General features: G+C 70.7%; 18 protein-coding genes and 1 pseudogene. 12 read left to right on the top strand and 7 right to left on the bottom strand.

The window, feature by feature from the left end; all coding sequences use genetic code 11:
* Positions 1-552: 552 nt before the first annotated feature.
* A complete protein-coding gene (locus EER30_RS21975) occupies positions 553-1,149 on the top strand; it encodes a GGDEF domain-containing protein (RefSeq protein WP_127502386.1) in 597 nt (198 codons plus the stop codon).
* 521 nt (positions 1,150-1,670) lie between these two features.
* On the opposite strand, the gene EER30_RS21970 is transcribed toward EER30_RS21975, so the two are convergent.
* Positions 1,671-2,714: a hypothetical protein gene (locus EER30_RS21970; RefSeq protein WP_127502385.1), complete on the bottom strand. Its 1,044-nt coding sequence runs from the start codon at positions 2,712-2,714 to the stop codon at positions 1,671-1,673.
* 59 nt (positions 2,715-2,773) lie between these two features.
* Between EER30_RS21970 and EER30_RS21965 the strand changes: the two genes are divergently transcribed.
* Genes EER30_RS21965 through EER30_RS21955 form a run of 3 tightly spaced genes read left to right on the top strand, consistent with a single transcriptional unit; the run spans position 2,774 to position 5,568 of the window.
* Positions 2,774-3,613 carry a phosphotransferase family protein gene (locus tag EER30_RS21965; RefSeq protein WP_127502384.1) on the top strand — a complete coding sequence of 280 codons (840 nt, stop codon included), beginning with the start codon at positions 2,774-2,776 and terminating at the stop codon, positions 3,611-3,613.
* A 9-nt stretch (positions 3,614-3,622) separates the two neighbouring features.
* Complete coding sequence (locus EER30_RS21960) at positions 3,623-5,011, top strand: FAD-binding oxidoreductase (protein ID WP_127502383.1); 1,389 nt, start codon at positions 3,623-3,625, stop codon at positions 5,009-5,011.
* Positions 5,008-5,568: a GNAT family N-acetyltransferase gene (locus EER30_RS21955; RefSeq protein WP_127502382.1), complete on the top strand. Its 561-nt coding sequence runs from the start codon at positions 5,008-5,010 to the stop codon at positions 5,566-5,568. Before EER30_RS21960 ends, EER30_RS21955 begins: the two co-directional genes overlap by 4 nt.
* Here EER30_RS21955 and EER30_RS21950 read toward each other — a convergent pair.
* Positions 5,535-6,335 carry a GNAT family N-acetyltransferase gene (locus EER30_RS21950; RefSeq protein ID WP_127502381.1) on the bottom strand — a complete coding sequence of 267 codons (801 nt, stop codon included), beginning with the start codon at positions 6,333-6,335 and terminating at the stop codon, positions 5,535-5,537. The genes EER30_RS21955 and EER30_RS21950 overlap by 34 nt on opposite strands.
* Positions 6,336-6,533: 198 nt before the next feature.
* Here EER30_RS21950 and EER30_RS21945 point away from each other — a divergent pair.
* Positions 6,534-6,668: pseudogene (locus EER30_RS21945) on the top strand (hypothetical protein); the annotation flags it as partial.
* A gap of 59 nt (positions 6,669-6,727) precedes the next feature.
* Positions 6,728-7,066, top strand: coding sequence for an EAL domain-containing protein (locus tag EER30_RS21940; protein ID WP_127502380.1), 339 nt, complete (start codon positions 6,728-6,730; stop codon positions 7,064-7,066).
* 18 nt (positions 7,067-7,084) lie between these two features.
* Here EER30_RS21940 and EER30_RS21935 read toward each other — a convergent pair whose 3' ends face one another.
* Complete coding sequence (locus EER30_RS21935; protein WP_164842439.1) at positions 7,085-9,853, bottom strand: ATP-binding protein; 2,769 nt, start codon at positions 9,851-9,853, stop codon at positions 7,085-7,087.
* 143 nt (positions 9,854-9,996) lie between these two features.
* Here EER30_RS21935 and EER30_RS21930 point away from each other — a divergent pair, with 143 nt between their 5' ends.
* Positions 9,997-10,785 (top strand): class I SAM-dependent methyltransferase, encoded by a 789-nt coding sequence (locus EER30_RS21930; RefSeq protein ID WP_164842438.1) that lies wholly within the window; start codon positions 9,997-9,999, stop codon positions 10,783-10,785.
* Here EER30_RS21930 and EER30_RS21925 read toward each other — a convergent pair.
* Complete coding sequence (locus tag EER30_RS21925) at positions 10,667-10,996, bottom strand: substrate-binding domain-containing protein (RefSeq protein ID WP_240670239.1); 330 nt, start codon at positions 10,994-10,996, stop codon at positions 10,667-10,669. The two genes, EER30_RS21930 and EER30_RS21925, sit on opposite strands and share 119 nt — an antisense overlap.
* A gap of 220 nt (positions 10,997-11,216) precedes the next feature.
* Here EER30_RS21925 and arfA point away from each other — a divergent pair, with 220 nt between their 5' ends.
* The 5 genes from arfA to EER30_RS21895 all read left to right on the top strand — a co-directional run bounded on the left by arfA (position 11,217) and on the right by EER30_RS21895 (position 15,842).
* Positions 11,217-12,728 carry an arabinosylfuranosidase ArfA gene (gene arfA, locus EER30_RS21915; protein WP_240670221.1) on the top strand — a complete coding sequence of 504 codons (1,512 nt, stop codon included), beginning with the start codon at positions 11,217-11,219 and terminating at the stop codon, positions 12,726-12,728.
* A 1-nt stretch (position 12,729) separates the two neighbouring features.
* Positions 12,730-13,614, top strand: coding sequence for a hypothetical protein (locus EER30_RS21910; RefSeq protein WP_127502377.1), 885 nt, complete (start codon positions 12,730-12,732; stop codon positions 13,612-13,614).
* Positions 13,615-13,621: 7 nt separating this feature from the next.
* Positions 13,622-14,503 (top strand): hypothetical protein, encoded by an 882-nt coding sequence (locus tag EER30_RS21905; RefSeq protein ID WP_127502376.1) that lies wholly within the window; start codon positions 13,622-13,624, stop codon positions 14,501-14,503.
* Between the two features lie 32 nt (positions 14,504-14,535).
* Positions 14,536-15,546 (top strand): molybdopterin-dependent oxidoreductase, encoded by a 1,011-nt coding sequence (locus EER30_RS21900; protein ID WP_127502375.1) that lies wholly within the window; start codon positions 14,536-14,538, stop codon positions 15,544-15,546.
* Positions 15,547-15,620: 74 nt separating this feature from the next.
* Complete coding sequence (locus EER30_RS21895) at positions 15,621-15,842, top strand: hypothetical protein (RefSeq protein ID WP_127502374.1); 222 nt, start codon at positions 15,621-15,623, stop codon at positions 15,840-15,842.
* Between the two features lie 54 nt (positions 15,843-15,896).
* On the opposite strand, the gene EER30_RS21890 is transcribed toward EER30_RS21895, so the two are convergent.
* From EER30_RS21890 to groL, 3 genes are all read right to left on the bottom strand, one after another.
* Positions 15,897-17,786, bottom strand: coding sequence for a putative bifunctional diguanylate cyclase/phosphodiesterase (locus EER30_RS21890; RefSeq protein ID WP_127502373.1), 1,890 nt, complete (start codon positions 17,784-17,786; stop codon positions 15,897-15,899).
* Between the two features lie 108 nt (positions 17,787-17,894).
* Positions 17,895-19,115 (bottom strand): Nramp family divalent metal transporter, encoded by a 1,221-nt coding sequence (locus tag EER30_RS21885; protein ID WP_349290885.1) that lies wholly within the window; start codon positions 19,113-19,115, stop codon positions 17,895-17,897.
* 129 nt (positions 19,116-19,244) lie between these two features.
* Positions 19,245-20,939, bottom strand: a complete 1,695-nt coding sequence (gene groL, locus EER30_RS21880) for a chaperonin GroEL (protein ID WP_127502372.1) — start codon at positions 20,937-20,939, stop codon at positions 19,245-19,247.
* Positions 20,940-20,986: the final 47 nt, after the last annotated feature.

The raw sequence follows: 20,986 nt of genomic DNA, 5'->3' as shown, positions 1-20,986 counted from the left end.
AGAGAAACGAAGACCACGCGAGGGCCGCAGCATTACGCGTTTATCTGGAAAATTGGGAGGTTCGAGGGTTGCGGGGTTCTAGATGGGCATCCGTGCGGTTTCTCCGGGGCGAGTCGGCCACGGCTGAACTCCCTGGAGTCGCTGACACACAACTTTAGTCGTCAAGTGGCGTGACGAGAATGCGCGTCCCTCGAAAGAGGTACATGATCATGGCGGTCCTCTGAGCCGGCGATTTCAACGGGAGCCGCTGAAACTGACCTACCTGTGGTCGCTGTTGCGGCTGCCGTCGTGGCAGCGCGGTCGCGGCGACTGGATCCGGTTCGGGCTCGACTCGTGCGTCGTGCTTGTCGCCGGCACCGCTTTCGTCTGGCAGTTCTCGGTTCGCGGTCACCAGGACTGGATGGCGCAGTCGGGTTCGGCCGGTGCGCTGCTAGTGATGGTGGTGGTCGGGTTCCTCGCGGTCGTCGTGTTCGTCAAGGTCGCCTTCGCCGGGGCCGGCACGCTCGACCGGCGGCCCTGCACATCCTGTCGGCCGGCAGCCTGGTCAGCGCGGTGGCCGGCGGCCTGTCCCCGTTCCTCACCGACCACCCGGCCCTCTCGTCGAGCTTCGTCGCGATCCCGATCGGCGCCCTCGCCATGACCCTCGCCGCGAACCAGCAGCTCCGCGGGGGTGAACGCCGGCCCGAGCCGCGCACGAACCGGCGCATCAGCGTCGTCCCGTACATGGCGGTGGCCGCGATGGACGCCCTGCTGCTGACCGCCGGCGGCGACGACACAGCCGTGCGCATCAGCACCGTCCTGCTCACGGTCCTCGTGATGACCCGCCAGGTGCACGCCCTCAGGGAGAACCGGCGACTGCTGGGAACCGTCGACGCGAACCTCGGCCAGCTGCGCGAATATCAGGACCAGCTCACCTATCAGGCCACCCATGACCCGCTCACCGGCGTCGGCAACCGCGCGCTGTTCGAGGAGACCGTCGCGGAGCTCATCGCGACCCGGGCCCGGTTCCACGTGGTGCTGCTCGACATGGACGATTTCAAGAGTGTCAACGACCGCCTCGGCCACCAGACTGGCGACGCGCTGCTGATGGTCGTCTCCCGCCGCCACTCGCCGACGGCGGCCGCCGTGGGCAGCACCGCCGGCAGGTAGGTTTCCGCCTGGCCGCCGAGGAGCACCGCGAGCCCGTAGCGGGCACGCTCGCGCACCGGAGCGACCCAGTCCGCGGTCCGCAGGACAAGGAACGGCATCCACGCCGGGTCGGGGGCCGCCAGCACGGCCGCCACCGCCTGCTCACGGATGTGCCCGTCACGGTGCGTGCTCGCCAGGACCGTTCCGGCCGGCCCGGCCGCAGCCGCCGACGGCCCACTGGACCACATCCGGCGGAGGCGTTCGTCCAATCGCACCACCACCTGCGGCCGCGCGGCAAACATGCGTAAGACCTGAAGAACCGCCGCATGATCGTGCGAGTCGCCGGCCCGCAGCAGCACTTCGGCCACCTCGTCGATCGGCCGCGCGTCGCCGGGCCGGATCGCCTCGATCGCCGCGGCCATGTCCCCGGTCAGGTCAGCCGCCTCGTGCACGACGGTCTGCGACTCACGGCGGCCACGTCTCCCGATCATCGGGACATCCTGCCTCGATCACCAGGCACACGGCAGGTCATTGACGACCGGTCAGAAGACGTAGTAGCTGTAGTTGTAGGGCCGGCCTCGGTCGTAGACGGCTCGCAGCCAGGACTGCCTGACCTCGGGCAGACGGGCCAGGACGTTGAGGAAGACGCGGCCGTCGGGCCGGAGCCGGCCGCCGGGGAGCAGCGCCGGCAGGGCGTCCGGCAGCAGCGGGACCGAGCGTCCGGCCGGTTTCGGGTCGCGGTGGAATGCGAGGTGTCGCCAGACGTCCCAGGCCAGCGGGATCGGCTTCACCGATTCGGCCACCGGCCAGATCTCGCCCGTCTGCGGGTGCTGCGGGACGAAGGCGAGGTCACCGTCGGCAGCCGGGAGGCCGGGGCCGGCCAGGGTTAGGAGAAGCTGTCCGTCGTCCGGGCCGGCGAGACTGTCGAGAACGGGCTGGAGGACTTCGGCGACGCGGTTGTCCGGGATCAGGATCGCGGCGCCGCCCGAGGCGGCCAGCAAGTGGGCCACGGTCGAGGCGAGGGCGGCCGCCCACACCGGATTCCAGACACCGTACGGCTCGGTCGGCGGGATGCCGGGCCGCTGGTCGAACAGATCGGCCCAGTCGAGCGCGGGGTGCGGGCCGGGACCGTCATCGAGCACGCGGGTCGCCGGCGGGTGCAGCCATACCGCCTGCCACAGGCCGCAATCGTCGATCCGGGTGGCCACCGGCGTGCCGCAGGCGACACAGCGCATGTTGGGTTCGTCGCCGTCCAGGCCGCAGCATCCGAACTCGCCGACCAGCGCCGGGTCGATGACGGTGCCGCGGACGTCTCCCGGCGCGAGCAGCACCCGGCCGGCCGGTCCTTCGGAGACGCTGGGTCTCGGGGCGTACCAGCCGAGCGCCTCACCGTCTTCGAGTTCGTCCCATCGGCGCCACGGCCTGCCGGCAGGAAGCGGATCCACCGCGAACGTGCCGGGCTCGAGGACCGGGTCGAGTGAACCGGGCCCGTTCCCGTACTGCTGACGCGCGTGGACGGGAAGCGCCACCCGCGACACCGGAACCGTCAAGGCGGCCCCGCAGGTTCGACACCCGAAAATCGTCATGTGGGACCAATGTAGATCACTGGGTTGATCATGGCCGCCCCGAACGGAACCCTGTGCTGATGACGGTAGACCGGATCCGCTGGGCCGAGCGGGCCTGGCAGCGCCCGATAACCGAGGTACGGCTTCTGACCGGCGGCTGGACGTCGACGATGCTGCGCCTGACCGGCGAGGACGGCGAACGCGCGGTGCTGCGGCTGATGACGAAGGAGCCGTGGCGCCGCCACGCGACTGGTCTGCTGACCAGGGAAGCGAAGGTGCAGCAGCAGCTCGAACCGACGCCGATCCCCGCACCCCGAAGCATCGCTGTCGACCTCACTGGGACACCAGCTCATCTGATGACCTGGCTACCGGGTGACCTGTGTCTTGACGACAAAGGCATCGTCGAGCCCCTGGCCCGGCTGCTGGCCGACATTCACGCCGTCGATCCCGGGCCCGGCCGACCCCGGGCGTACGAGTCGTGGGCCGTCCCCGCCAAGCGCGTCGTGCCGGCGTGGTCGACGCGCCCCGCGCTGTGGGAGCGAGCGTTCCGCCTGCTCGACCGGCCTGCACCGGCGTACGCGGGAACGTTTTTGCATCGGGATTTTCACCTGGGGAACGTGCTCTGGTCGCAGGGGCGGGTCAGCGGGGTCGTCGACTGGGTCGAGACGTCGTGGGGGCCGGCCGGGCTGGATGTCGCGCACGCGGCGACGTACCTGGCCATGCTGCACGGTGTCGAGACCGCCGCTCGTTTCGCCGGGCTGTGCGGCGAACCCGACCGCTACTGGGTCGTGCTCGACATCGTCGGTTATCTGCCCGACCCGGCCAAGGTCGTGCAGCCCTGGCGTGACCGTGGGCTGACCGTCAGCGACACCGTGGCCCGGCGACGCCTCGAGCAGTGGCTGGCCGATCGTGGCGCGTAGGGTCGGGGAATGTCGATCGTTTCCCCGGTGAAAGACCTGCTCGGCGGCCTCGACGTGATCGAGGACGCCGATGTTCTCGAGAGTCTGAGCCACGACGACGCCGAGTGGGCTCCCTACGGCAAGGCCGTCGCCGCCGTGCGTCCCAGAAGCACCGATGATGTACGCCGAACGGTCGCGGCCTGCGCGGCACAGGGCATTCCGATCGTGCCGCGCGGCGCGGGAACGGGGCTGTCCGGCGGGGCCAACGCGGTCGACGGCGCGATGATTCTCGACCTGTCGCGCATGAACCGGGTAGTCGAGATCGACGCCGAGAACATGACCGTGACCGTGCAGCCGGGGGTCATCAACAACGACCTCAAGGCCGCGGTCGCCGAGCACGGGCTGTGGTATCCGCCCGACCCGGCCAGCGCCCCCTGGTCGACCATCGGCGGCAACGTGTCGACCAACGCCGGCGGTCTGTGCTGCCTGAAGTACGGCGTCACCCGCGACTACGTGCTCGGTCTGGAAGCCGTGGTCGGCGGGCCGGCCGGGGAGTACGGCACGGTCGTCCGGCTCGGACGGCGTACGACCAAGGGGGTCAGCGGTTATGACCTGGCCGGCCTGTTCACCGGGTCGGAGGGCACGTTCGGCGTGATCACCGAGGTCACGCTGCGTTTGCGTCCGGCCCGGCGCGAGGCCCCCCGTACGGTGGTGGGGGCCTTTGCCAGCGTGGTCGCGGCCGGCGAGGCGGTCGCCGCGATCACGAAGGCCGGCCTGTTGCCCGCCGCGCTGGAACTGCTCGACCGTACCTGCCTGCGCGCCGTCGAGGAGTGGAAGCACCTGGGCTTGGAAGCCGACGCGGCGGCGCTGCTGCTCGCGCAGCTCGACATGCCGGGCGCGGCCGGCGACGAGGAGGCGACGGCGGTGGCCGAGGTGTTCCGGGCGGCAGGGGCGCTGTGGGCCGAGCAGTCGACCGACGAGGTCGAGGCGGAGGCGCTGTTCTCGGCGCGGCGGCTCGCCTATCCGGCCCTCGAACGGCTCGGGCCGGTGCTCACGGAAGATGTCTGCGTGCCGCGCTCGCGCGTGCCCGACATGCTCGTATCCATCGAGGAGATCGCCGGGCGGCACGGCGTGACCATCGCGACCATCGCCCACGCCGGCGACGGCAACCTGCATCCGCTGATTTTGGCCCCGGCCGGCGACGACGACGCGAAACGCGCGGCTCAGGCGGCGTTCGACGACATGCTGGGCGCGGCGATCGCGATGGGCGGCACGGTGACCGGCGAACACGGCGTCGGGCTGCTCAAACGGGAGGGCATGCGGCAGGAGTTGTCGCCCGAGGTGCTGGCCATGCAGGTCGCCGTCAAGCAAACCCTCGATCCGCTGAACCTTTTCAACCCTGGCAAGGTGGTCGGGTGAACCCGCTCGAGGACGACCGCATCCGCCTGCGCGAGCTGCGCGACGGCGACCTGGATCAGCTCGTGGCCTGGTGGCAGGACCCGGCCGTGGCCGCGCTGCAAAGCACCATGCCGCTTCATCCCCGGCCCGCCGCCGCGGTGGCCGAGACCTTCCGCCTGTGGAGCGGCAACCTCGGAACCGACGCCGGGCTCGTGGTGACCGACCGGGCCGAGGGCACGCTGCTCGGGCACGTCGCGCTGTTCGGGGCCGACGCGCACAACCGCACGGCCACCTACGCCATCATCATCGGGCCGCCGCACCAGGGACAGGGCCACGGCACGGCGGCCACCACCCTCATGCTCCGGTACGGGTTTGAGCAGCTCGGCCTGCACCGCATCCAGCTTCGGGTCATCGGCGGGAATGATCGCGCCGTGCGGGCGTACGCGAAAGCGGGCTTCGTCGAAGAGGGCCGCTCGCGCGAATGCCTGTTCCGTGACGGCCGGTGGCACGACGAGATCCAGATGGGGATCCTGGCGCGCGAGTTTCAAGCTTTCCAGACCCAGTTGTCGCGCTCGTAGAGCGGCTCGAGCCCGGCTCGGCGCAGGTTCTCCAGCGACGGATTGTGACCGTCGGCGGCGGGCTTCCACGTCTCGGCGACGATGCGGCGGCAGCCTGCCTCGACCGCGGCGGCGGCCCGCGCGGCGATCAGCCCCGACTGCGCACCCTGGCCGCGGTGGGTGGGCAGCGTGGCGGCGGCGTTCAGAGCCGCGGTCTCGCCGTTGATGTAGAGGTTCGCGCCCGCGACGACACGGTCTCCGTCCCACGCGGCGAACGGCCGCCAGCCCTCCCGGCCCACGGTCGAGGCGAGCATCGTGGTCAGGTCGCCGGCCGGCATGCCGAACGTTTCCAGGACGACGTTCGCCCACTGCTCGGCCTGCTGTTCCCCGACGGGGGCGATCTTCAACCCGGAGTGCCCCGCGGTCACCGCGGCCGGGTCGCCGCCCAGCTTGATCCACGGGTTGCCGCGCTCGAGCCCCCGGGTTGCGGCCAGCTCGGCGAACCCGTCGGGCAGCAGCTCGGGAACGACCTGGAGCACCGCCTGCCGCACCCCGTGCTCGCGATAGAAACCGAGCACCTCGTCGAGCACCGCCGGTGTGAACGGCTCGGCCACCCCGAAACCGAGAGCCTTGCTCCAGTACGACGTGAGGTCGTTCACCATGGCCAGGGCGACCCCGCCACCGATGCGCGCGCCCGCGACCCCGAGCCTTTCGCGGGCCGGATCGGGCATGCGGGTCTCGTAGTCCCACATGAACGCGGCCTCGGCTAACTCCGCTTCGAACCTCATGACCGACCACCCTATGCCGGGCCGGCCCGGCCGCCGCCGAGCGACCCCGGTGTTGGCTCAGCACCCTCGCGCCGGTGCCGATGGGATCAATGCACGCGTGTGGAGAGGGGACTCGGGTGACCGAGACCGACCAGCTCACCGGGGTGGCGACTCGGGCGGTGTCCGTTGACCGGCTCGACGAGGCGGCCGCCTGGTTCCATGGGGGCAACCCGCCGGGAGTGCTCGTCGTCGACCTCGACGACTTCGACGACCGTGAACGACGTGCTCGGCTACGCCGTGGGCGATCGGATCCTGTCCGCCGTCGCGGGCCTGCTGCTCGACGTCGCCCCCGAAGGTGACGTGGTCGGACGGCTCGGCGCCGACCAGTTCGCGGTGCTCGCGCCCGGCATACGGTGCCCGAGCTGGAGGAGCTGGCCGAACGCATCCGATCCGCGCTGGCCTCTCTCCCAGCCCTGGCGTCGGCCCCGATCGGCGTCGTCAAGCTGCACGGCTCCCTCACCGAGCAGATCATCACCTCCCCGCGTCAGGCCGCCGTGGCCAGGGCGATCGCCACCCTCGCCGACGATCTGGGCATCGTCGCCGTGGCCAAGGCCGTGGAGAGCGCCCCGCAGGCCGCCATGCTCTACGAACTCGGCTACCAGCAGGGCATGGCCTTCCACTACGCCGTGCCCCAGCCCGCCCGCGCCATCCCGCTGTTCCTGGCCAACGAGGCCCTCCTCACCCCGCTGTAGCCCGCGTTCTCCGTCTGGTCAGCCAAGGGCGGCTCCGAGCTCGCCGCGGGAGGAGATGCGCAGCTTCGCGTACGCGTGGGCCAGGTGGGTCTCCACGGTCCGCCGGCTCAGCACCAGCCGCACGGCGATCTCCCGGTTGGTCAGCCCGTCCGCGGCCAGCCCCGCCACCTGCCGCTCGGCGACGGTCAAAGCCTCGGGCCCGTGCGTCGCCGTCCGCCGCGGCCGCGCCCCGGCCGCGTGCAACTCGGCCGTCGCCAGTCCGGCCAGCCGTCGCGCGCCACCCGTGCCGGCCTGTTCCAGGGCCGCCCGCAGCGGCTCCCGAGCCGCCTCCCGATGCCCGGCCCGCCGCAGGGCGCTGCCCAGAGCGACCATCGCGTACGCCTCGGCGAGCCGCTCGGCCGTGCCCGCGCAGGTCTTCACCGCCCGCTCCAGCAGCGGCACCCGCTCGCCGCGAGCCGACACCAGGGCGGTCACCCGCAGCGCGACGCTCAACGGCCCCGGCGCCTCGGCGGCCTGGGCCAGCGCGAGATGTTCGGCCGCCAACGCCTCGGCGCCGGCGTGGTCACCGCTCGCGAGCAGCGGGGCCACCAGGTCGGCCCGCCACGTCGCGAAGCCTGGATGGCGGACCCCGAACTCGTCCCAGCACCGCCCGGCCGCTCGCAGATCGGCGATGGCCTCGGCGGGCCGCTCGCGGGCCTGGTGGAGCCGTCCCCGGCTCTGCAGCAGCATCGGCGTGCTCAACGCGTGCGGCGGCGGCTCCCCGGGGAAAGACGTACGCAGCAGTGCCTCGGCCTCGTCGAAACGATCGCCCTCGACCAGCGCGTCGAGCAGCGGGCACAGCGCGAAGAGCAGCCCGGCCGGCGGGGTGTCACTGCTCAGCTTGAAGTCGACGGCGGCCCGCGCGTCCTCGGCCGCCTGGGTGACCAGCCCCATTGGCAGCACCGCCAGGGAGCGCAGGAACCGGCCGTGCGCGACCGTGCTCAGCCACCCGCGCGGCTCGGCGTCGCGGGCCACGGCCTCGCTCATCGCCCGAGCACCGGCCAGGTCTCCGTTGGCGATCTGGGCGAGCGCGGCAACGGTCGGCAGCACCGAGTCGTGCTCGGCCGCCAGCACCCCGTCGTCGATCAGCGGCCGCAGCACGCCCAGGTTCTCCCGCGCCGGGCGCCCGTCGAACGTGTCGTTGAGCGCCTGCATGACCCGCCACAACGGCAGCGGCGGCGGCTGCACCCGGCACCGGGCCACCAGTTCCCGCGCGAGCGGCATCGTGCGGCTGTCCATGCCCGCCGCCCCCGCGATCTCGGCCTCGAGCCGGGCCCTGGTCGTCGCCGGCACACCGTCGGGCGTGCTCAGCGCCAGCCGGCATACGGCGATCGCCGCCGCCCCGAAGGCGCTGATGGCCAGGGCGCGGCCGCAGCGCAGGGCGGCCTCGGCGCGGGCCGCCGGGTCGGCGATGCGGGCGACGGCCTCGTGGGCGAGCGCTGTCGCACCCCGCCGGCGCCCGGCGGCCAGCGCGAGGGCGAGATCGAGCCGAAGGGCGGCGTCGGTTGCCTGATCCGCCGGTGGCTCTTCGATGGCCCGCTGCAGGTAGGTGACCGCTACCTCCGGCGCGCCGCGGCCGGTCGCGCGGGTGGCCGCCGCCCGCAGTGCCGTGACCGCTGCCGGCTGGTCGGCCGGTTCCGTTCGCAGCAGGTGCAGCGCTGCGCGTTCCGGATCGGCCCCCCGGGCCGCGAGCAGGGCGGCCGCCCGCGCGTGCCACACGCCGCGCCCGGCCTCGCCCAGATTCTGCAGCAGCGCGGTGGCGATCATCGGGTTGGCCGGCGCCCAGTGATCAGGAGCGAGCAACGCAGCCCCACGCAGCGCGTCGGCGCACGCGGCGGCCTGCTCCGAGCCGACGCCGGCGAGCCCGGCGGCATCGCTCAACCGGGCCGTCGGGCCGAGAACGGCGAGCCCGGTGGCGAGCGCCCCGCAACCGTCCGGCATGCGCCGGAGCCGCGACGCCAGCCAGCGTGCCACCTCGTCGGGGCCGATAGCCGCACCGCCGTCCGATGGGGCGGTGGCGGGCGTAAGGGCGTCAGGCGGGCAACGGCCGGCTTCATGGGTCAGCAGTGCGTGCAGCAGGAACGGGTTGCCGCCGCTGGCGTGGTGACAGGCCGCGACGAACTCGGCATGCGCCGCCGGGAACCGCTCATGGACCAGAGCCGCGCAGCTCGACCGGTCGAGTGGGCCGAGAGCCACCACGGTGCCGCTGAACAATTCGTCGAGGACGTGCTCGCCGCTGCGGACGGTGAGGACGACGGCCAGTGGCAGCTCGTCGACGCGCCGGGCCACCCCGGCGAGCCAGCGCTGGGAGGCGAGATCGGTCCAGTGCACGTCGTCGACGAACAGGACGGTCGGGGCGCGGGCCGCCACCGCGACGGTCAGGCAGAAAAGCCCGTGGGTCGCGGCGTACATCGCGTCGGGATGGCTCGCGGACGGGGGGTCGCCGCTGGTCAGCACGCGGTCGGCCAGCGCGGCGGGCCCCCGGCACAGCTCAGACCAGTCGGGCGTGGCCTGCAGCGGGGCGAACGCCTGGCGGGCCGCCCCGAACGGGAAGTCTTGATCGAGCGGGCTGCTGCGAGCTCGCAACACCCTCGACCCTGCTTGCTTGAGGGCCGCGTCGGCCAGCGTGGTCTTGCCGACGCCGGCCTCTCCCTCGATCACCAGCAACCGACCGGCGCCGCCCACGGCCGCGGCGATCTCCCCGGCGAGGAGGGCCAGCTCGGCCTCGCGTCCGCAGGGCTCGTTCATCTGGCACCTCCAAGGCAAATCTCGGTATGGCCTCCACGATGCTCCCGCCGACCGCCTCGGACCAGTGTCAAAACACATGCCCGACACATGAGGAATCCACAGGTCGGCCGGGCCGAATGTCACAGCGAACCGGAGGGAAAGCCATGAGCGACTACGTGATGGGACGGACCGTGGAGGAGTACGAGCGGCTGCGGCGGCAGGCGGAGGTGTGGGCCCCCGACACCGCGCGCCTTCTCGATCGGGCCGGCCTGTCGCCCGGCGACCGGTGTCTCGACGTCGGCTGCGGGACCGGAGCCGTGATGGACCTGATGGTGACCCGCGGCGGCCGGGCCACCGGGATCGACCTCGACGAGGACCTGGGGGAGAAGGCAGCCGCCGGATGCGGGGGTACGTTCGTGGCCGCCAACGTGGAGAGCGACGACGACGCGGTCCCGGCCGGCGGGTTCGACCTCGTTTACGGCCGCCTGATCCTGCTGCACGTCGCCGACCCGGCCGCGGTGCTGCGCCGCATGTGGCGATGGGTGGCGCCGGGCGGCGTCCTCGTCGTGCAGGACTACGACATGCGAGCGGTCGACTCCAACCCGCCTCTGGCGGTGGTCGACGAGTGGCGACGCGTCTTCCTGGGCGCGTACGCGGCCGCCGGGCGCGACGTGCGGCTCGGCTTCCGCCTGCCCACGCTGTTCGCCGAGGCCGGCATCGGCGCCCCCGACGGCACCGACGTCACCGGCCGTCTGGGCACGATGGCCGACTCGGCCGCGATGCTGACCGCCACGTTCCGCAGCATCGCCCCGCTGGCCATCGCCCGCGGCCTGCTCACCGAGGCCCAACGCGACACGTGGCTGTCCGAAATTGACACTGCCGCCCGCGTCTACCCCGAGCACAGCTCGATGTGGCCCCTGCTCCTGGGCGCGGTGAAGCGCCGGCCCGCGTGAGCTTCCAAGTCCTCCCGAGGGTGCTCTCCCGGGCGATGAGCCGGTGGGCGGCGCGCAGCTCGACGCCCGGGACGGAGTCAGGGGTCGCCATGCGCAGGACGAGGCGTTCCACCGCCGTACGGGCGATCATTCCCTTGTCGGGGGAGATGGTGCTGATCGTCGGGCGGCCGTAACGCCCGTCCTCGATGTCGTCGTAGCCGATGACCGCCACGTCCTCGGGCACCCGCAGCCCCCGGGTCAACAGCGTGTGGATCGCCCCGGACGCCCGGCATCGGTCTCTGGACCCAGCTCGCCAGCGCCAACAACGCCGGCGGGCAGTCGCTCTGGAACCTGATTATCGTGGGCTTGCTCGTCTCCATCGTCCCGCTGATCGTCGCCTTCCTGACCTTGCAGAAATACTGGCAGGGCGGGCTGGCGGTTGGGAGCCTGAAGTGACCGCCTCGCTGCACCTCGACCCGTCCCGCGTCGTCGCCCCGGTTTCCCGGCGCACCTTCGGCTCGTTCGTCGAGCACATGGGACGGTGCGTTTACGGCGGCCTCTACGAACCGTCGCACCCCGCGGCCGACGAGCACGGCTTCCGCGAGGACGTGCTGGCCCTCGTACGGGAAATGGGGGTGACTCTCGTGCGTTATCCGGGCGGCAATTTCGTCTCCGGGTATCGCTGGGAGGACGGGATCGGCCCCGTCGAGGAACGCCCCGTTCGCCGCGACCTGGCCTGGCACAGCCTGGAGACCAACGAGGTCGGCGTCGACGAATTCATGCGCTGGGCCGCGAAAGCCGACGTCGAGGTCATGTACGCCCTCAACCTCGGCACCCGCGGCGTGCAGGAAGCGCTCGACGCCCACGAATACCTGAACCACCCCGACCGCACCCGCCTGGCTTCACTGCGCCACGCCAACGGGGTCGAGAAACCGTACGGGATCCGGATGTTCTGCCTCGGCAACGAGATGGACGGGCCGTGGCAGACCGGCCACAAGACAGCCCACGAGTACGGTCGTCTCGCGGCCGAAACCGCGCGGGCGTTACGTTCCGCCGAACCCGGACTCGAACTCGTCGCCTGCGGCAGTTCCAGCTCGTCGATGCCGACCTTCGGCGCGTGGGAGGCCACCGTTCTCGAACTCGCCTACGACCAGGTCGACTACATCTCGGCCCACGCCTACTACGAACCGGTGGACGGCGACCTCGGCAGCTTTCTGGCCTCCGCCGTCGACATGGACCACTTCGTCGCCGGCGTCACCGCGACCGCCGACAGCATCGGCGCCCGCCTCAAATCCCCGAAACGCATCAACATCTCCTTCGACGAATGGAACGTCTGGTACCTGAGCCGTTTCCAGAACCGCGCCACCCCCGCCGAATGGGAGACCGCGCCTCGCCTCATCGAGGACACCTACAACGTCGCCGACGCCGTGGTGGTCGGCAGCCTCCTCATTTCCCTGCTCCGCCACAGCGACCGGGTCACGGCGGCCTGCCAGGCTCAACTCGTCAACGTCATCGCCCCCATCCGAGCCGAACCGTCCGGCCTCGCCTGGCGCCAGACCACATTCCACCCGTTCGCCCTCACCGCCCGATTGGCCCGCGGTTCCGTCCTCAACATCGAGGTCAATGCCCCCACGTACGAAACCAAGCGCTTCGGCGAGGTTCCGGCGCTCGACGCCGTAGCCACCCATGACCCCGTCTCTGGTTCCCTGACCGTCTTCGCCGTGAACCGCCACCAGGCCGACGCGATGCCGCTGTCTTTCTCGCTGGCGGCCTTCGACACCCCATTCCGGGTGGCCGAATCCTGGCTCCTCACCGATCCCGACCTGAACGCCGTCAACACTCTCGACGACCCCGACCGCGTGGTCCCGCGCCCGATCGAATCCCTCGACCTCACCGGCAACACGGTGCGCCTGACGATGCCGCCGGTTTCCTGGGTCGCCGTTCGGCTCACGCCCGGTCAGTGAATTGGGATACACCGGGCTCGTCGTTGTGGGCTGGTCGGCGGGATTGCTCGCCCACGAGGACGGCATCAACGATTTCGGGCCCCGGCACCGATATCTTCGGCCGCTCGGGGACGGCTGGCAGATGGTGGAGATCGGTCTCGGCTGGAGCGAACCACCAGAGCTGGGGGAGCCGTGCCGCCGGCTCGCGAAGTCGACGGGACGGCCGGTCTTCGCGGCAGCCGTCCACGACAGCGACTACGCGGTGCTCGGCACGGCTGCAGGGGATGAGGTCGGAGGGCCGACGATCGTCAACGACTACGAGAGTCCATGTTGTGACGAGCACGAGCGGACCCGCAGACCTGGCCCGACTAACCGGCCGCTCGGCGAGGTGGTGGCCGAGCTGGTCCACTGGTGCGGCGCGGCCGGGCTGCCCGGGGACGCGCGGGCGATCGAGGCGGCTCTGATGGCTGACGTGACGGCCGACGATCTGGTCTTCGGGCTCGTTCGCGCGCTGGGTGTGCCGACGATCGGCCGTACGCTGCCGCGTTCCGTTCCGGTCGACCAATGGCCGTTCTCATCGGTCGGCCACCTTTTCCTGCAGACCCAGATCGCAGCCGTGAACCGGGAAGCCGATGGGAGCCGGATGAAGCCCTGGGAAACGGCCGCCGTCGACGTGCACGCGGAGGTCTGGGCGGCAGCGTACCGCCCGGACGTTGACCTGGAGTCGCTGGCGCGGCGGATCATCGAGGCGCAGGCCGCCTACGATCGCGCCCGGGGCAAGACCGGCCAACGCGACGTCGATCTCAGGGAGTTGACCGATCTGCTCACGGCCGACCGGCTCATGTCCCATGCCGCCGAGGACAGCGCGCGGGCGTCAGCCGACCGCCGCGCGATCAGCGGATCGTAGGCTGCGCGTGGGATACACCGGGACCATTGTGGTTGGTCGTTCGCCGGGCCTGCTCGTTCACGAGGACGGGATCGGCGGCTTCGGCCACCGGCACAGGTTCGTCAGGCCGCTCGGCGACGGCTGGCAGCTGGTGGAGACCGGCGGTTGGACGGCGCCGCCCGATCTGCGGGAGCCGTGCCGGGCGCTGGCTACCGCGACGGGACGACCGGTCCTCGCGGCCCACATCTTCGACGACGACTGCGGCGTGCTGTGTGCCACGACGTGCGACTTCACCGGGCCGTCCACTCACCTGAACTTCGTCGATACGGTCTGCGGCTACGAGCACCAGCCGGGCCCTCAGCCGCAGCCGCGCGAACTCGACGACGTCATCGCCGAACTGGTGAACTGGGCCCGCGATGCCGCCCTGACCGCCGATCAACCGACATTGCGTAGGGTCCTCACCGCCGACGGACTGGCCGACGACCTCGTCTTCGCCCTCGTTGAGGCGCTCGGTGTAACCGCGATCGGCCGGACATTGCCACGCGCGCTCCGTCTCGGGGAATGGCCGTTCAAGCCGCTCGCCTTGCTCGGCTATATCGCCCAGGGGAACGCTGTCGGCCGGTTGCAGGACTCTGAGCCCGCGAAGCCGTGGGAGGCTCCCGCCGTAGCGCTCGACGCGGAGTTGTGGGCCTCCGCCTATTCACCCACCGTGAACATCGGCGTACTGGCCCGACGGGCCGTCGAGGTCCTGGCCACCTATCGACGGACGCGGGGCCGCGACGCACAGGCGGAGGCCGACCTTCAACGGGTCGAAAAGCTGCTGGCCGAGGGGCGGCTGGGGCCGGAGAGCGCCGACGACCCCGCGCGAGCCTGGGCCGATCAGCGCGGTTCACGTGATTTGACTCGCTGACAGTCCGGGCCTGGACCGCGTTAGGTTTCGGTATGCGGGTGAGTTTTCAGGGCAGGCAGGGGGCGCGCAGGGTCGACCTCGTGCTCGGCCTTCTCGTGCTCGCCGGCGTGCTCAGCGGCCTGGCCGCCAACACCATCGGCGTCGACTGGCCGCTCAACCTCATCCAGTTGCACGCGGCCGGCGCCCTCGCGATCCTGCTGGTCGCACCCTGGAAATACGTCGTCATCCGCCGCGGCCTGCGCCGCACCCGCCGGAAACGGGCGACCAAGGCGCTCTCGCTCGCCCTGCTGTTCTTCGTGCTGGTGACGATCGGCAGCGGCCTGCTCCACTCCACCGGCCGTGTCGAAGACGTCGGACCGCTCACGCTCATGCAGATCCACGTCGGCGCGGCGGTCGGCGCCCTGCTGGCCGTCCTCGGCCATTTCACCACCCACGCCGTACGGCCTAGGCGCACCGACACGGACAGGCGGGCGCTTCTGCGGTTCGGCGTCCTCGGGGCGGGCGCGGCCGCCGCCACCGCGGTCTGGGACACCTGGGCCGCCACCGACCGCCGCTTCACGGGTTCCGTCCCCAAGGAGAAACTGCTCGTCACGTCGTGGATCGACGACGGCATTCAACGCATCGATCAGCAGGCGTGGAGCGTACGCGTCGGGTCTGCCTCTTTTGATCTGCCGGGGATTTTGGCCCTGCCGCAGGAGCGGTTCACCGCCGTCCTCGACTGCACGAGCGGCTGGTACAGCTCCCAGCAGTGGGAGGGCGTGCGTCTGAGCACCCTGCTCGGCGCGGCCGGCGGTCTCGGTCCCGGCTGGCGCAGCGTCGAGGTCCGTTCGATCACCGGGTACGCCCGTTGGTTCGGACCCGGCACCCTGGACCATGTCTGGCTGGTCACGGCCGTCGGCGGCGGCCCGCTGACGTACGGCCACGGCTACCCGGCCCGCCTCGTCGCCCCCGGCCGCCGCGGCTTCTGGTGGGTCAAGTGGGTCACCTCGATCCAGCCGTCGACGCGTCCGCCGTGGGCCCAGTCGGTGTTCCCGCTGACCTGATGCTCGCAGGCAGCCGACCGTCGCTGTCTCATACTGAGACCCACGCCCCCGTACGCGGCGGGTGTGATGGCGACATGCCCATGTTCGCCCAGCTCGCCGCGCTGGCCGCCTGGTTCGGCGTGCTCGGCATGTTTACCGCCTCGCTGAACGCCGTAGCGCTGCGCCTGGTCCGCACCGACGAGGTTCCCCGCTACGTACGCCGACGTATGCGCTGGTGGAGCACCCACAACCCGTTCCTGATGCTGCTGAGCACAGCCCTCACCATCACGGCCCTGACCTGCCTGGCCACGCTCTGACCCCTCGCGCCCGGGCCGTCGGCTTCTCGGCCCGACCCGTCAAACCGCATCCACTCAGACGATCAAGAGCCGAGACTCCAGCCGAGAGGTAAGAGCATCGGCACTCAGCGGCCGATCAAAGTGATACCCCTGCGCAGTGTCACACCCGATCTCGCGCAGGGCTTGGGCAGCAGCCTCGTCCTCAACCCCTTCGGCCACGACGGTCAGCCCAAGCCGATGCCCCAGCTCGACGGTCGAGGCGACCAGAGCACGACTGCTCGAGTCGCCCGCCATGTCCAGCACGAACGACCGATCGATCTTCAGCTCAGCGATCGGCAGCACCTTGAGATAGGTCATCGACGAATACCCGGTCCCGTAATCGTCGATCGAGGCCTTCACCCCGGCCGCGTTCAGACGGTGCAGCGCTTCGATCGCCGTGTCCGGGTCGCTCATCAGGGCGTATTCCGTCACCTCGATCGACAGCAGGTCCCCCGGCACCCCGATCTCCGACAGCAGTGCCGCCACCCGGTCCGGGAAGTTCGGGTCGAGCAGGCTGCGGGCCGACACGTTCACCGCGATCGGCACGCGATGCCCCGCGTCCAGCCACGCACGGGCCTGGCGCAGTGCCGTGGTCAGCACCCGCTCGGTGAACTTGTGCATCAGGTTCGTGACTTCGAGGACCGGGATGAACTCGGCCGGCGAGATCGGTCCTCGCTCCGGGTGGGTCCAGCGCGCCAATGCTTCCACTCCGACCAGCGCGCCTGACCCGACCGCGACCTTCGGCTGGTAGTGCAGGGTCAACTGGTCGGGGTCGTCCAGGGCCCGGCGCAGGTCGCCCAGCAGCAACAGGCGGGCCGCCGCGTCCTGCTTGTCCTCCCCTTGGTAGCGGTGGAATCCCGCGTGGTGCGACTTGGCCTCGTGCATCGCCGCGTCCGCGTGCCGCAGCACCGTGACCACGTCCTCGCCTTCGCGCGCGGTCGCCGCCCCGATGCTGACCTCCAGGTCGACCGTGATCTCGTCCATCGTGAACGACCGGTCGAACGTCTCCGTGAGCCGCGCGGCGATCGTCTCGCCGATGGCGGGGTCGGCGTCATGCAAAAGCACCGCGAACTCGTCGCCGCCGAGACGGGCGACCACGTCGTCCCCTCGGACCAGCGAGGACAGTCTCCGCCCGGTCTCCACGAGCAGCAGGTCGCCGACGCGGTGGCCGAGCTGCTCGTTGACGTCGCGGAAGCCGTCCACGTTGATGACCAGCACTGTGGGTCGGTCGTCAAGGGCCTGGGCCGTACGGCTCACGAACGCCGTACGGTTGAGCAGGCCGGTCAATGGGTCGGTGGCCGCCATCGCCTCGACCTGGCGGCGATGGCCGCGGCGGGACGCCGCGAAGCCGCCCAGCACGACCAGCCCGAGCAGGAAGACGATCAGCACGGTGACGCCCGACTTGCGTGACTCGTTCAGCGAATCGGCCTGCTGCTGGTCGTAGTCGGAGACGTGGTGGTTCTGCTCGTTCAGCAGATCTTTCATCATCGACGAGTACTCCGGTTCGAGGATTTCCTCGAGGGTCGTCTCGGCCGCCCCGGTGTCGCCCCGGTCGACCTGGTTGAGGAAACCGACGACGACCATGCGCAGTTTGGCGTGCCGTTCGGCCAGGTCGACGGCCGAGCCGTGGTGCTCCTCGTCCACCGAGGCCATGCGTTCCATCGCGTTGTTCGCTGCCTGGTTGGTCGCCAGCAGGTCGGCACGTTCCTCGCCGTCGGGTTCGAGCATGGCGCCTTGCAGCAGGCCGATCTCGGTGGTGAGTTCGAAGGCGGCTTTCTGGTACGCGTCGGTGTCGCTCCCGGCTGCGGCAACCTCGCGCACGAGTGTGCCCTGCTGCCAGTTCGCCACCACTGAGTAGCCCGACAGGCCGGCGAGCAGGAGAGCCAGGGTCGTGGTCAGTGCGCGCGGCGCTCGCTTCTTCGACACATCGCCCCCTCGTCCGTCCGGCCCGGGCGCGTGGATATCCCGTTGGTACGAGGATCGGACGTCCGGGGTGCCGGTTGATGACCGAGCGGGTTGCAAACCGGGTGCCGGTCAGCGCAGGAACGTGTCGTAGAGCAGGAACGCGTTGAGGCCGATGATGAGCGCGGCGATTCCGCCGGCCACCGCGGTGGTGAGGGGTTTGTTGACGAAGGTGCCCATGATGTCGCGGCGACGGGTGAGTATGAGCAGGGGCACGAGTGCGAACGGGATGCCGAAGGAGAGCACCACCTGCGAGATCACCAGGCTGTCGGTGACCGGCAGGCCCAGGGCGAGCACGACCAGGGCGGGTGCCATCGTGACCGCGCGGCGTACGAAGAGCGGGATCTGTCGGCGGATGAAGCCTTGCATGACGATCTGACCCGCGTACGTGCCGACGCTGGACGACGACAGTCCGCTGGCGAGCAGGGCGACCGCGAACGCCAGCGCCGCGCCGCCGCCGACCATGCGGGCCAGGCCGTCGTGGGCCGACTGGATGGCGTCGCCGTCGCCGAACGGCGTGCCGTGGAACAGCGATGCGGCGATGACCAGCATCGACAGGTTGATGAGGCCGGCCAGGCCGAGCCCGATCATGACGTCGAGCCGTTGGAAGCGCAGCAGTTCGCGTTTCTCCCCGTCGTCGCGGCAGGCGACCCGCGATTTGGTCAGGGCCGAGTGCAGGTAGACGACGTGGGGCATGACGGTCGCGCCGATGATGCCGCAGACGAGCAGCAGGCTTTCGCTGCCGGCGAGCCTCGGGATCAGCCCGGACGCCACACCGCCGGGGTCGGCGCCGACGACGATCAGGTCGTACAGGAAACCGAGGAAGACGATGCCCAGCAGGCCGGCGATGGCGAGCTCGAAGCGGCGGTAGCCCTTCTGTTCGAGGGCGAGGATGCCGAACGCCACGACGGCCGTGATCAGCCCGGCGGGGAACAGCGGCACGTGGAAGAGCAGGTAGAGGCCGACGGCGGCGCCCAGGAACTCGGCCAGGTCGGTCGCCATCGCGATGATCTCGGCCTGCACCCAGAGGCCGCGGGAGACCGGCTTGGGGAAGTTCTCGCGGCATAATTCGGGCAGATCGCGGCCCGTGGCGACGCCCGCCTTGGCGGACAGGTATTGCACGAGCATCGCGCTGAGATTGGCGACAACGATGACCCACGCGAGGGTGTAGCCGAATTTGGCGCCGGCGGTGAAGTTCGTCGCGAAGTTCCCGGGATCGATGTACGCAACCGCGGCGACGAACGCCGGGCCCAAGAGAGCAACCGTCCCGCGTACGCGACCACGCGCGCGCAATTGCCGCAGAACAGATTCGGGCGAGGGGGTGAGGGCCGCGACGGAGGGGGAGGAAGTGGAGGAGGGTGAGGGAGCGGGGGCGACGGCGGGCCGAGTCTCGCCGTCGCCCATCACCGGGCCCATCGGTGGTTAGCCGACCGACGGGCCGAGGCCCAGCGACTGCGGTGTGCTGGAGTCGGGGGAGGGTTGTCGCAGCCCCTCGTCGAGCTCGCCGATCTCGCTCATCAAGGCGGGCGAACCACCCCACGGCGTCTGTTCCTCGGCGACCAGCGTGTTCGTCGTGAGCAGCAGCCCCGCCACCGACGCCCCGTTCTGCAGCGCCGACCGCGCCACCCGCAGCGGATCCACGATCCCCATCTCGATCATGTTGCCGAACCGGCCCTGCAAGGCGTCGAAGCCCTCGTCCGGCCCGAGCTGGGAGATATGGGCGACCGTGTCGGCCCCCGAGAACCCCGCGTTGGCGGCGATCAGGAAAGCCGGCTCGGGCAGCGCCCGCCGCACGATCTCGATCCCGGTGGCGTAGTCCTCGTCCTTGATCTTCAGGTCGTCGAGCGCGTCCGAGGCGTGCAGCAGGGCCGCGCCACCGCCGGCCACGATCCCCTCGGCCATCGCCGCCCGGGTGGCCGACAACGCGTCCTCGACCCGGTGCTGAAGCTCCTTGAGCTCGGCCGGGGTGGGAGCGCCGACGTGGATCATCGCGACCTTCCCGGTCAGGGCGCCGATGCGTTCGGTGAGAACGTCCTCGTCGGCGCCGAAGGTGGCCCGTTCGAGCTCGGCCCGCAGCTGGGTGACCCGGAACTCGATGTCGTCGGGTGATCCGCCGCCGCCCACGATCGCGGTGCGCTCCGATTCGACCAGCACCTGGTCGGCCCGGCCGAGCTGGTCGATGGTCATCGTCTCGAGCGTGAAGCCGGAGTGCCGGCTGTAGACGGCGCCGCCGGTGAGCGCGGCGATGTCCTCGAGTTTGTGCAGCCGGCGGTCGCCGAAACCGGGGGCGCGCACGGCGACACACTGGAAGATGCCGTTCACGTGGTTGTGCGTGAGCATGGACAGGGCGGTGCCCTCGACGTTCTCGGCGATGATGATCAGTGGTCGCGGCGCTCGCATGATCTTGTCGAGCAGCGGCATGAGCTGCTGGACCTTGGTGATCTTCTCACTGCACAGCAGGATGTACGGGGCGTCGACGACCGCCTGCAGCCGGCCCGGGTCGGTGACCATGTAGGGCGACAGGTAGCCGTTGTCGAACTCGAAGCCCTCGACGAAGTCGACGCTCATGCCGTGCCGCTGGGACTCCTCGACGGTCACGATTCCGCCGTCACCCACCGTGTGCAGCGCTTTCGCGATGACCCGGCCCACCACGTCGTCGTCGTTGGCCGAGATGGCCGCGACCCGGGTCAGCTCCTCCTCGGTGCTCGCCTGGTGGGCCGTCGTATGCAGACGCTCGACCAGGCGGTCGACGGCCAGGTCGACACCGCGTTTCACCAGCACGGGGTTGGCCCCGCGCCCGATCGCCGCCATGCCCTCCCGCACGATCGCCTGGGCGATCACGGTGGCCGTGGTGGTGCCGTCGCCGACGATGTCATTGGTCTTGATCGCCGCTTCCTTGACCAGCTGGGCGCCCATGTTCTCGAACTGGTCCTTGAGGTGGATCTCGCGCGCGATGGTGACGCCGTCGTTGGTGACGACGGGCGAGCCGGTGATCTTCTCGATGATGACGTTGCGGCCCTTGGGCCCGAGCGTCGACTTGACCGCCTCGGCCAGCTTGTCGACGCCGCTCTGCAGAAGGGTGCGGGCGTCCGCGCCGAATCGGAGTTCCTTGGCCATCAGAAAGCTCCCTTAAGTCCGTTTGGGGTGGCGGGCGGGGCGGTTGG

It is taken from the genome of Actinoplanes solisilvae, assembly GCF_003999975.1.
In the GTDB taxonomy this organism is placed as follows: Bacteria; Actinomycetota; Actinomycetes; order Mycobacteriales; family Micromonosporaceae; genus Actinoplanes; species Actinoplanes solisilvae.
This window is presented reverse-complemented; position numbering and strand designations above follow the sequence as displayed.